The sequence below is a fragment of the Streptomyces sp. NPDC048254 genome, assembly GCF_043201895.1.
Lineage (GTDB): Bacteria > Actinomycetota > Actinomycetes > Streptomycetales > Streptomycetaceae > Streptomyces.
In genome coordinates this window covers 509599-521855 of record NZ_JBICZJ010000001.1, presented here as the reverse complement: position 1 = coordinate 521855, position 12257 = coordinate 509599, and the positions used below count along the sequence as shown (strand labels likewise).

Below are 12257 nucleotides of genomic sequence, written 5' to 3'. Positions count from 1 at the left end.
GATGAGCACGATCACACTGGCGTCGAAGCGCCGCCGGTCGGCGCTTCGGACGGCCGCCTTCATGTCGCCCTGGCTGATCGGCTTCGCGGTCTTCTTCGCGTATCCGCTGATCTCGACGGTCTACTTCTCGTTCATGCACTACGACGGTTTCAAACCGCCGACGTGGAGCGGCACGAAGAACTGGACCTACGTCTTCGAGCACTATCCCTACTTCTGGCCCGCGATGCGCAACACCCTGTGGCTCGTGGTCGTGATGGTCTCGCTCCGGGTCGTCTTCGGCCTCGGCGTCGGCATGCTCATCACGAAGATCAAGACGGGTACGGGTGTCTTCCGCACCCTCTTCTATCTGCCCTACCTGGCCCCGCCGGTCGCGGCCACCATGGCCTTCGCCTTCCTCCTCAACCCCGGTACGGGCCCGGTCAACTCGATCCTGGAGAAGATCGGCATCCCGGCCCCGGGCTGGTTCAACGACCCCACCTGGTCCAAGCCGGCGCTGACCCTGCTGGCGCTGTGGGGCATCGGCGACCTGATGGTCATCTTCATGGCCGCGCTGCTCGACGTGCCGACGGAGCAGTACGAGGCGGCGGAGCTGGACGGCGCGTCGGCGTGGCAGCGCTTCCGGTTCGTGACGCTGCCGAACATCTCGCCGATCGTGATGTTCGCGGTCGTCACGGGCGTCATCCAGACGATGCAGTACTACACCCAGCCGCTCATCGCCGGGAAGGTCGCCTCGGGTGTCATCCAGGGCGCGGGTACGCAGTTCGAGCCCGGTTATCCGGAGAAGTCGACCCTCACCCTGCCCCAGCTCGTCTACAACCTCGGTTTCCAGCGCTTCGACTACGGCTCCGCGTGTGTCGTCGCCCTCGTCCTCTTCGTCCTGTCCATGGTGTTCACCGCGTTCCTGATGCGGCGCCGGGGCGGTCTCATCCAGGCAGGTGACTGAACATGGCCCAGGTACTGGACCGGCCGGTGGACGTGATCCCGCAGCCGATGACGGCGGCCGAACGCACCGCCCGCCGCAAGGCGTTGCTGAACTGGGTGGCGGTCCACTCCCTCGGTGTCGCCGCCGCCCTCTTCTTCACCCTCCCCTTCGTGTTCGTCTTCCTGACCTCGCTGATGAGCGACAGCCAGGCGCTCAGCCGAGACCTGATCCCGCACACCTGGGAGTGGGGCAACTACCGCAAGGTCTTCGACACCCCCGGCTTCCTGACCTGGTGGAGGAACACGCTGTTCTACGCCGGTCTGGGCACCGTCCTGACCGTCGTCTCCTCGCTGCCGGTGGCGTACGCGCTCGCGAAGTTCCGCTTCCGGGGCCGCAATCTCTCGCTGATGCTGGTGATCTCGATGATGATGCTGCCACCGCAGGTGGTCATCATCCCGATGTACCTGTTCTGGGCGAAGCAGCTGGGCCTGTCCGGCACCCTGTGGCCGCTGATCGTGCCGATGGCGTTCGGCGACGCGTTCTCCATCTTCCTGCTGCGGCAGTTCCTGATGACGATCCCGAACGAGTACCTGGACGCGGCGAAGGTGGACGGCTGCGGGGATCTGCGGACCCTGCTGCGGGTGGTGGTCCCGATGGCGAAACCGGGCATCGCCGCCGTCGCGCTCTTCCAGTTCTTCTACGCCTGGAACGACTACTTCGGCCCCCAGATCTACGCCTCGGAGAACCCGGGCGCCTGGACGCTGTCCTACGGCCTGGAGTCGTTCAAGGGCATGCACCACACCGACTGGAACCTCACCATGGCCGCGACCGTACTGGTCATGGCCCCCGTGATCCTCGTGTTCTTCTTCGCCCAGAAGGCGTTCGTCGAGGGCGTCACGCTCACCGGAGTGAAGGGTTAACCAAGTATGAAACTCACTGTGGTCGGCGGAGGCTCGACCTACACCCCCGAACTCATCGACGGCTTCGCGCGGCTCAGGGACACCCTGCCCATCGAGGAACTGGTCCTGGTGGACCCGGCCGCCGAACGCCTGGAACTGGTGGGCGGACTGGCCCGCCGTATCTTCGCCAAGCAGGGCCACAACGGCCGTATCGTCACCACCTCCGACCTGGACGCCGGTGTCGAGGGCGCCGACGCGGTGCTGCTCCAGCTGCGCGTCGGCGGCCAGGCGGCCCGGCAGCAGGACGAGACGTGGCCGCTGGAGTGCGGCTGCATCGGCCAGGAGACGACCGGCGCCGGCGGGCTCGCCAAGGCCCTGCGGACCGTCCCCGTCGTGCTGGACATCGCCGAACGTGTCCGCCGGGCCAACCCGGACGCCTGGATCATCGACTTCACCAACCCGGTGGGGATCGTCACCCGCGCCCTGCTCCAGGCCGGGCACCGGGCGGTCGGGCTGTGCAACGTGGCGATCGGCTTCCAGCGGAAGTTCGCGCACCTGCTCGGTGTCACGCCGTCCGAGGTCCACCTGGACCACCTCGGCCTCAACCACCTCACCTGGGAGACGGCGGTCCGCCTCGGCGGCCCCGAGGGCGAGAACGTGCTGCCCAAGCTGCTCGGGGAACACGGCGACACCATCGCCGCGGACCTGAAGCTGCCGACGGCCCTCCTCGACCGCCTGGGCGGCGTGATCCCCTCCTACTACCTGCGCTACTACTACGCGCACGACGCGGTCGTACGGGAGCTGCGCACCAAGCCGTCCCGGGCCTCCGAAGTGGCCGCGATGGAGAAGCGGTTGCTGGAGATGTACGGCGACCCGGCGCTCGACGAGAAGCCCGAGTTGCTCGCCAAGCGGGGCGGCGCGTACTACTCGGAGGCGGCGGTGGACCTGGCGGCGGCGCTGCTGGGCGGCGCCGGCAACCCCTACCAGGTGGTGAACACCTACAACGGCGGCACGCTCCCCTTCCTCCCCGACGACGCGGTGATCGAGGTCCAGGCGGCGGTCGGCGCGGGCGGGCCCGTGCCGCTGTCCGTCCCGGACGTCGACCCGCTCTTCGCCGGCCTGGTGGCGAACGTGACGGCGTATGAGGAACTGGCCCTGGAGGCGGCGCTGCGCGGCGGCCGCGACCGTGTCTACAAGGCCCTCCTCTCGCACCCCCTCGTCGGCCAGTACGAGTACGCCGAAGCCCTCACCGACCGACTGATCGCGCACAACCGGGAGCACCTCGCGTGGGCCTGACCGCAACCGTCCTCGCCATCGACGCGGGCAACAGCAAGACCGACGTCGCGGTGGTGGCGGCGGACGGCGAGGTCCTCGCCACGGCCCGCGGCGGCGGCTTCCGGCCGCCGGTGGTGGGCGTGGAGCAGGCCGTGGACGAGGTGGCGGCGGCGGTCGCCGAGGCGTACACCGCCGCCGGCGTCACCTCGGTCGCCCATGTCTCCGCGTGCCTCGCCAACGCCGACTTCCCGTTCGAGGAGGAGCAGTTGGCCGCCGCGCTGGCCATGCGCGCGTGGGGGGCGGCGGTGGCGGTCCGCAACGACACCTTCGCGATCTTCCGGGCCGGTGTCACCGAGCCGCGCGGGGTCGCCGTCGTGTGCGGCGCCGGCATCAACTGCGTCGGCATGCGCCCCGACGGCCGTACCGCCCGCTTCCCCGCCCTCGGCCGCGTCTCCGGTGACTGGGGCGGCGGCTGGGGGCTGGCGGAGGAGGCCCTGTGGCACGCGGCACGCGCGGAGGACGGCCGCGGGGAGCACACGGCCCTGGCCCGCACGCTCCCGGCGCACTTCGGGTACGGCAGCATGCTCGCGCTGATCGAGGCCCTGCACCGGGAGAAGGTCGAGCCCGCCCGTCGGCACGAGTTGACGCCGGTGCTGTTCGCCACGGCGGCCGACGGCGACCCGGTGGCCCAGGCGGTCGTGGACCGGCTGGCGCAGGAGGTGGTGGCCATGGCCGTGGTCGCGCTGACCCGCCTGGAGCTGCTGGACGAGGAGACGCCGGTGCTGCTGGGGGGCGGGGTGCTGGCGGGCGGTCACCCGCAACTGGACGACGGTGTACGGGAACTGCTGGCGGCGCGTGCGCCCAAGGCGGTACCGAGGGTGGTGACGGCGCGTCCGGTACTGGGGGCGGCGCTGCTGGGGCTGGATGCGGTGGGGGCGGGATCGGACGTGCAGGGGAGGGTGCGGGCGTATTTCGAGGGGTGACGGTGGGCTGGGGCGGGGCGTGGGGTCGCTCACCGGCGCTTGCAGGGTGCCGCCCGCGCCCCTTCAGGGGCGCGGGGCTGTATTTGATGTTCGGCTGCCGCCGCGTGGGCGCGACCAGCCCCCGCCGGCCCGCGCCCCGAACACCACTGATTCACCCCTCCGGAACCGAACCGATTCCCCCGGCGTATTCATGGGCAGGGGTTCCGCTGCGATCGGATCAAGATCCAGCGACTGCCGGTGCCGAATGTCAGTCCGGGCAGCGATACTGGGCGGCGACCGGATGACCATGGGGGAGGTCAAGTGACACACCCGCCGACGAAGAGCGCGGCACCGCCAGGCGCGGATACCGTCCTGCCCGCACAGCGGGCCGGCTCCCCCGCGCCCGCGGCAACGCCCCCGCGGCGCAGCGCGTTCGCGGAGGGCGTCGAGCAGGTGCGCGCCGCCGTCACCACCGAGCCCGGCCGGCTCCGGCTCATCGGCGCGGTCCTGGCCGCCCTGATCGTCGCCTTCGGTGCCGTCACCGCCTGGCAGATGACCGACCGCGCGGCCGCCGCCGACGACGTGCTGCACCGCAGCCAGCCGCTCAGCTCCAGCGCGGCCGAGATCTACCGCTCCCTGGCGGACGCCAACACCGCGGCCTCCAGCGGGTTCCTGGCGGGCGGTCAGGAGACGGCCGCCTCCCGCGAGACCTACGAGAAGGACATCCGGACGGCCGCCGCCGGACTGGTCACCGCCGCCGCCAACTCCGAACCCGGCTCGCCCGCCGAGGTGGCCGTGGCGAAGCTGAACAAGCTGCTCCCGGAGTACAAGGGGCTCGTCGAGCGGGCCAGGGTCTACAACCGGCAGGGCTACCCGGTCGGCGGCGCCTACCTGCGGTACGCGAACGACAAGATGCAGGACGAGATGCTCCCGGCGGCCCAGGCTCTCTACGAGAAGGAGAACGCGCGGCTGGCGTCCGACTACTCGGACGCGACCCCGTACCCGTGGGCGGCCATAGTCCTCGGCCTCCTCGCACTCGCCGCGCTCGGCTGGGCCCAGCTGCGCCACTACCGCCGTACCAACCGCGTGCTGAACCACGGCCTGGTCGCGGCCTCGGCCGCCACCGTCGTCACCCTGCTGTGGCTGGTCGTCGGCCACACCGTCGCCCGTGTCGGCCTGAACGGCTCCTACGACCACGGCGTCCGCTCGCTGAACGTGCTGCACAACGCCCAGATCGCCTCCCTGAAGGCGCGCGGGAACGAGAACCTGAGCCTGGTGGCGCGCGGCGCCGAGACCATCACGGTCGACAAGAAGTCGTACGACACGTACTACTACCACTTCGACACGGACATGGCCGCCCTCGGCAAGGGCCTCGCCCAGGCCGCGGAACTCGCGGACGATTCGGCCGGCAGCAAGCCTGTCGTGGCGGCCGAGGGGAACATGGAGGTGTGGAAGAAGCGGCACACCGCCGCCCGTGACGCGGACGAGAACGGCGACTACCAGGCGGCGCTGGACAAGGTGATCGGCACGGACGGCGCGACCGCCGAGTGTTTCGTCAGCGTCGACAACAACCTGAAGACCGCGTTGGTGCACGAGGATCACGAGTTCGAGGAACGGGCCGCCGACGGGCTGGACGCGATGTCGGGGCTGCCGATCGGCGCTGCCATGCTGGGGGTCGCAGCCGCGGCGGGCGCGCTGTTCGGCATCGGACGCAGGCTTTCGGAGTACCGGTGAGAGGGGGCGTGGCCATGTTCGTGCGGAGGATGAGGGCCTCCCTGCGCGGCTGGGGCGGGGTGGGCGCGATGGCCGTCGGCTGCGTTCTGGCGCTGGCGTTCGTCCTGCTGCTGCCCCTCACCCAGTCACGTGGCGAGGACGGCGGCGAGGCCGGGCTCGGCGGCCAGGGCGTGGCGACCGGCAGCCAGGCGAAGGCCGACGACTGCAAGAACTCCGAGGCACAGAACGAGACCTGGGAGCCGTCGGGCGCGGACGGTGCGACGATCGACGCCATCAAGGCGCGGCCCGGCAAACGGAAGTTGATCGTCGGCATCGACCAGAACAGCTACCGCTGGGGCTACCGCAACCCGAACAACTCGGACGCGGACCTGGAGGGCTTCGACATCGACCTGGTGCACAGGATCGCCCAGGACATCCTCGGCGACCCCGACGCCGTGACGTTCAAGGCGATTCCGACCAGCCAGCGGACAGTGGCGCTCCAGAAGGGCACCGTCGACATGGTGGTGCGCACGATGACCATCAACTGCGACCGGCTGAAGGAGGTCGCGTTCTCCGCGCCGTACTTCAAGACCGGTCAGCAGGTGCTGGCGCCCAAGTCGTCGCCGGTCAAGGGGTACGACGCGACGCTCGCCAACAAGAGGGTGTGCACGGCCGACGGTTCGACGGCGGACGACAGGGTGACCGCCGACAAGGGGTCCGGCAAGCTGCCCTCCTCGGTCGAGATCACCCGCGTCCCCAACCAGCTCGACTGTCTGGTGCGGCTGCAGCTCGGCGAGGTCGACGCGGTGATCACCGACGGTGCGCTGGCCGCCAGCCAGGCTGCCCAGGACCCGACCGTCGCGCTGAAGGGCCCCACGTTCACCACCGAGTACTACGGCGTGGCGATGAACAAGAAGGCGAAGGACCTGGTGCGCCGGGTCAACCAGATCCTGGTGGACTACCGGGCCGACGGCTGGCAGGCCTCGTACAACACCTGGCTGTCGGCGACACTTGGTCGGGACTCGACGGCGTCGAAACCGCCCTCGCCGCAGCAGTACCTGCTCAAGAGCTGACCCGCATCCGCCGGCCCAGCCCCGACAAGCAAGCGAGAGGTGATCGATGGGCGTCACGGACCCCGCCGGGCCGGTGATGGACCGGGACGAGGTGGACCGTGCGCTGGCGCGGCTCGGCGCTGAGCACGAGGCGATCGAGACCTCGCTGCTCGCCCTGCAGGACCACGCGGGCCGCAGGCTCCTCGAAGGCGCCGAGCTGACCGGGACCACCCGGGAGCGGTGGACGACCGCCGACGCGTCGATCACCCTGCTGTGGGCGTACTTCGACGCCTACACGGACGCGTTGCGCAGCGCCCGGGAGATCAGGGCGCGGCGCCGCTGGTCCAGCCGGGAGGACCTGGTGGAGCTGACCGAGCTGCTGCGCGGCGACTCGGTGACGGTGGCGGGCAGCGCCACGGCGACGGCGAACGCGCCGACGCTGCTGTCGGCGGCCGGCCGGCTCAGCGAGCGCTTCTCCCTGGTGACCCTAGTAGACCGGATGAACGAGCTGTACGCGACCTCGCTGGACATGGTCGTCACCGCCGACGCGGTGTGGTCGGCGCTGCCCGCGCGGATCGATTTACTCGCCGCTGAACTGCAGCGCACCCGCAACCTGGCGCACTCCGTCGGGGTGCGTCCGGGCGAGCACCCGGCGGGCGACGACCTGGAGCGGATCACCCGCATACTGACGAAGCTGCGCGAGGACGTCGTCTCGGACCCGCTGGGCTTCTGGGTTCCGGCGCAGGGGAGTTCGGCGCCGGGCGGCGGCCGGCCGGACACCACGGTGTACGACCGGGAGGCGCAGGCGCTGGAGGAGGTGCGGCGGGAGATCGACGCCGTGCTGACGGTACGGCAGGACGCGGAGGCCCGGCTGATCAGGCTGCGGGACGTGCTGTCCCGTGCGGACCGCACCCTCGCCGAGGCGCGCACCGCGCGCGGCGAGGTGCTGGCGAAGATCGCGGCGACCGAGGTGCCGGTGGTCAGCGGCCCGCCGACCGCGCTCCAGGAGCAGCTGGCGGCGGCCGCCGAGTACCGCAGAACGGCCCAGTGGCACCGGCTGTCGCCGCTCCTGGAGTCCCTGGAGCAGAAGGCGGAGGACGAACTGCTGCGCGCGCGTGAGTCGTTGACGGCGGTCACCGCGCCGCTGGCGGTACGCGCGGAGCTGCGCGGCCGGCTGGACGCGTACAAGGCGAAGGTGGCCCGGCACGGGCTGGCGGAGGATCCGTTCCTGATCGAGCGGTACGACGCGGCCCGGCGGATGTTGTGGAGCGCGCCCTGCGACCTGCGGGTCGCGGAGCAGGCAGTGCTGCGCTATCAGCGGGCGGCGGCCGAGGCGCTGGCCGCGCCGCGGGTGCCGCAGCAGAGCGGGCCCGAGGATCGTAGGGGAGAGCAGTAGCCATGAGTCAGGCGGGACAGGCGTGCCAGCGGCCGGGCTGCGAGGGGATGTACGAGGACGTCGGCGGCGGTGAGCTGTACTGCGACACCTGCGGTCTGGCCCCGGTCGTCTCGGCGAGCGGCATGGTCGGCTCGCCGCCCACCGGGATCACGGCCGGCGGCCGGTCCTCCGCGAGCAGCGGGAGTTCGCGCTCCAGCAGCCGCAGCTCGCGTACGTCGTCGCAGTCCTCGAAGTCGCGGCGCTCGGTCTCCGGACGGCTCTCACGGTCCCTGTCGGGCAAGTCGACGGGCCGTTCGGTGTCGGTGCGCAGTTCCGGTTCGTCGGCGAGCGGGTCGGCGCGCAGCCGGCTGGGCGCGGGGCTGGTCACGGTCCCGCAGGTGCCGAAGCCGGACCCGCGCGAGATGGTCCTCGAGAATCCCGAGGTGCCCGAGCGGAAGCGGTTCTGCTCGCGCTCGGACTGCGGGGCGCCGGTGGGCCGGGGGCGGGGTGACCGGCCGGGCCGGACGGAGGGGTTCTGCACCAAGTGCGGCAACCCGTACTCGTTCGTGCCGAAGCTGAAGGGCGGGGACGTCGTGCACGGCCAGTACGAGGTCGTGGGCTGTATCGCACACGGTGGCCTGGGCTGGATCTACCTGGCCGTGGACCGGGCGGTGTCCGACCGCTGGGTGGTGCTCAAGGGCCTGCTCGACACCGGTGACCAGGACGCGATGGCCGCCGCGATCTCCGAGCGGCGGTTCCTCGCGGAGATCGAGCACGCCAACATCGTGCGGATCTACAACTTCGTGGAGCATCTGGACCAGCGCACCGGCTCCCTCGACGGCTACATCGTCATGGAGTACGTCGGCGGCAAGTCCCTCAAGGAGATCGCCAACGACCGGCGTACCCCGGAGGGCCGCCGGGACCCGCTGCCGGTGGAGCAGGCCTGCGCCTACGGCATCGAGGCGCTCGAAGCCCTCGGCCATCTGCACAGCCGCAACCTGCTGTACTGCGACTTCAAGGTCGACAACGCCATCCAGACCGAGGACCAGCTCAAGCTGATCGACATGGGCGCGGTGCGCCGCATGGACGACGACGAGTCGGCGATCTACGGCACGGTCGGCTACCAGGCCCCGGAGGTCGCCGAGGTCGGCCCGTCGGTCGCCTCCGACCTCTACACGGTCGGCCGCACCCTCGCGGTCCTCACCTTCGACTTCCAGGGGTACACGACCGTCTTCGTGGACTCGCTGCCCGACCCGGACAACATCGAGGTGTTCCGGCAGTACGAGTCGTTCTACCGGCTGCTGGTCCGGGCCACCGATCCCGACCCGGCCCGCCGGTTCGCCTCCGCGCAGGAGATGGCCGAGCAGCTGACGGGCGTGCTGCGCGAGGTCGTGTCGGTGCAGACCGGCAAGGCCCGGCCCGCGCTGTCGACGCTGTTCGGGCCCGAGGTCAAGGTCACGGACACGGAGCTGTTCCCGAAGCTGGCCGGCGACGTGTCCCGGCTCGGCGGGCGGGCGGTGGCCTCCAGAACGCTCGCGCTGGAGCCATCGGGCGTGGAGGCGGCACAGGCCGGCGACGGCCGTCCGGCGGGCGGTCGTGCCGACGGGGCCGACGGAGCCGACGGGGGCGCCCCGGTCTCCCTGGTCCGGCCCGTCGCCACCCCGGCCTCCGCACTCGCCCTGCCGGTCCCGCTGGTCGACCAGAGCGACCCGAACGCCGGGTTCCTGGCGGGCCTGATGATGACCTCGGCGCCGGGCGAGCTGCTCGGGGCGCTGGCCGCCGCGCCCGCGCAGACCGTGGAGACCCGGCTGCGCCAGGTCCGCGCCCGGCTGGAGAGCGGCGACCGGGAACCCGCCCTGGCCGCGCTCGGCGAGCTGGAGGAGGAGCAGCCCGACGACTGGCGGGTGGTCTGGTACCGGGGCGTGGCCGCCCTGGTCACCGGCGACTTCGAGGGCGCCGCGCTGTCCTTCGACGCGATCTACGACGCCTTCCCCGGCGAGACCGCGCCCAAGCTGGCGCTCGGCCTGTGCGCGGAGGTGCTCGGGCAGCTGGACAACGCGGCCGAGTACTACCGGCTGGTGTGGGCGACCGACCCGGGCTTCGTGAGCTCCGCCTTCGGCCTGGCCCGGGTGCAGCTGGCGGCCGGGGAACGGCGCGGTGCGGTGCGTACGCTGGAGTCGGTGCCGGAGGCGTCGATCCACTACACGGCGGCCCGGGTGGCGGCCGTACGGGCGCGGCTGCGGCACCGGACCGCGACGCCCGGCGACACGCCGTTCCTGGACGACCTGACGGCCGCCGCCGGGCAGATCGAGGCGCTGGACACGTACGGTCTGGATCCGGCACGGCGCGAGCAGTTGTCGGCGGAAGTCCTCGGCTGCGCGCTGGACTGGATACTCTCCGGAGGCCAGGACGCCCAGCCCGCCGCCGACGGCGGTGGCCGGGTGCTGCTCGGCAGCGGTCTGGACGAGCGGGGCCTCCGCTTCGGCCTGGAACGCTCGTACCGCACGCTGGCCAGACTGGCGACCGGCGGTGAGGAGAGGATCGACCTGGTGGAACGGGCCAACCGTTACCGCCCCCGGACGTGGGTGTAGTTGATGTCGCAGATGCCTCAGCAGGCCGCACCGGCGAAGTGCCCGAGCTGCGCGGAGCCGCTCGAATCGGGTGACCTGTTCTGTGGTGCGTGCGGGTACGACCTGTCGGCCGTGCCCGCCGAGCCGCAGGACCACCCGACCCTCACCATGGGCGCCTCCGGCGTGGCCTGGCCACCGCCCGAGCCGGACAGCTCCGGCCCGCCGTCGGCCCCGCATCTGCCGACGGATCTGCCCGGCACGGACTCGGGCGGCAAGCCGCTGCCGGGTTCACCGCCGCACGGCTCGCCGGTGTCGCCGGCCTCCGGGGTGCGTTTCGACCGGCCGCCGGAGCCCGACGACTACGCGCTCCAGGCGCCGGACCCGCGGGTGGCCGCCTCCGCCACGGAGACCGCCGAGAACACCGAGAACGCCGGGACCGCCGAGAACTCCGAGAACTCCGAGTCCGCCGAGACCACCGAGCTGCCGAAGGTCTGCGTGGCCTGCCGGGCGGGCCGGGTCGACGGCGACGGCTACTGCGAGAACTGCGGGCACGCCCAGCCGCGCGAGCGCGACCACATGGAGCAGGAGGTGGGCCCGGTGGCCGCCGTCAGCGACCGCGGGCTGCGCCACCACCGCAACGAGGACGCGTTCACCGTCGGCCGTACCGCGCTGCCCGACGGCACCCCGGCGATGCTCGCGGTCGTCTGCGACGGCGTCTCCTCGGCGACCCGCCCCGACGAGGCCTCCCTGGCCGCCTCCCGGGCCGCGAGCGAGGCGCTGCTGGCCGCGCTGCCGCAGGGCACGCATCCGCAAGCGGCGATGCACGAGGCGATCGTCGTCGCCTCCCAGGCCGTCAACGCGCTCGCCGAGGAGCCTCCGGCGGCCCGCGAGCACAGCCCGCACCAGAACGCCCCGGCGTGCACGATCGTCGCCTCGATCGTCACCGCGGGCCTGCTGGTGGTCGGCTGGGTCGGCGACAGCCGCGCCTACTGGGTGCCGGTGGACCGCGGCGCACCGTCGGCCCGGCTCACCGAGGACGACTCCTGGGCGGCACAGATGGTGGCCGCGGGGCTGATGAGCGAGGCCGAGGCGTACGCCGACGAGCGCGCGCACGCGATCACCGGCTGGCTCGGCGCCGACGCCTACGAACTGGAGCCGCACACCGCTTCCTTCAAGCCGGACCGGCCTGGTGTGGTGGTGGTGTGCACGGACGGCCTGTGGAACTACGCGGAGTCGGCCGAGGAGATGTCCGAGGTCGTCCCCGCCGACGCCGCCGTACGGCCGCTGCACGCGGCCCGGGTCCTGGTCGGCCACGCCCTGGACGGCGGGGGCCACGACAACGTAACAGTGGCGCTGCTCCCGTTCCCGGCGCCGCCGCAGGGGGCAGGATCCGCCTGAGCCCCGCAAAACGGCCGTAAACGGGGAATCAGGAACGGGGCACGGGCAGCACAGGGAAGCGCAGGGAAGCGCAGGGAAGCACTGGCGGACC

The 12257-nt window shown here is 71.8% G+C and carries 9 protein-coding genes; all 9 read left to right on the top strand.

The window, feature by feature from the left end; all coding sequences use genetic code 11:
- Window position 1: 1 nt before the first annotated feature.
- The 9 genes from ACGFZQ_RS02395 to ACGFZQ_RS02355 all read left to right on the top strand — a co-directional run bounded on the left by ACGFZQ_RS02395 (window position 2) and on the right by ACGFZQ_RS02355 (window position 12166).
- Window positions 2–943, top strand: a complete 942-nt coding sequence (locus tag ACGFZQ_RS02395; protein ID WP_351735240.1) for a sugar ABC transporter permease — start codon at window positions 2–4, stop codon at window positions 941–943.
- A 2-nt stretch (window positions 944–945) separates the two neighbouring features.
- Window positions 946–1842 carry a carbohydrate ABC transporter permease gene (locus ACGFZQ_RS02390; RefSeq protein ID WP_393838798.1) on the top strand — a complete coding sequence of 299 codons (897 nt, stop codon included), beginning with the start codon at window positions 946–948 and terminating at the stop codon, window positions 1840–1842.
- Between the two features lie 6 nt (window positions 1843–1848).
- Window positions 1849–3117: a 6-phospho-beta-glucosidase gene (locus tag ACGFZQ_RS02385; RefSeq protein WP_393838797.1), complete on the top strand. Its 1269-nt coding sequence runs from the start codon at window positions 1849–1851 to the stop codon at window positions 3115–3117.
- Window positions 3108–4079: an N-acetylglucosamine kinase gene (locus ACGFZQ_RS02380; RefSeq protein WP_393838796.1), complete on the top strand. Its 972-nt coding sequence runs from the start codon at window positions 3108–3110 to the stop codon at window positions 4077–4079. The genes ACGFZQ_RS02385 and ACGFZQ_RS02380 overlap by 10 nt, the downstream gene beginning before the upstream one ends.
- A 300-nt stretch (window positions 4080–4379) precedes the next feature.
- Entirely contained in the window at window positions 4380–5792 is a 1413-nt protein-coding gene (locus ACGFZQ_RS02375) for a hypothetical protein (RefSeq protein WP_393838795.1), read from the top strand.
- Window positions 5793–5806: 14 nt separating this feature from the next.
- Window positions 5807–6844 (top strand): glutamate ABC transporter substrate-binding protein, encoded by a 1038-nt coding sequence (locus ACGFZQ_RS02370; RefSeq protein WP_393838794.1) that lies wholly within the window; start codon window positions 5807–5809, stop codon window positions 6842–6844.
- A gap of 46 nt (window positions 6845–6890) precedes the next feature.
- A complete protein-coding gene (locus ACGFZQ_RS02365; RefSeq protein ID WP_351735230.1) occupies window positions 6891–8219 on the top strand; it encodes a hypothetical protein in 1329 nt (442 codons plus the stop codon).
- Window positions 8220–8221: 2 nt separating this feature from the next.
- On the top strand, window positions 8222–10789 hold the full coding sequence (locus ACGFZQ_RS02360) for a tetratricopeptide repeat protein (protein WP_393838793.1): 2568 nt from the start codon (window positions 8222–8224) through the stop codon (window positions 10787–10789).
- A 3-nt stretch (window positions 10790–10792) separates the two neighbouring features.
- Entirely contained in the window at window positions 10793–12166 is a 1374-nt protein-coding gene (locus ACGFZQ_RS02355; RefSeq protein ID WP_393838792.1) for a PP2C family serine/threonine-protein phosphatase, read from the top strand.
- The last annotated feature ends 91 nt before the right edge of the window (window positions 12167–12257 follow it).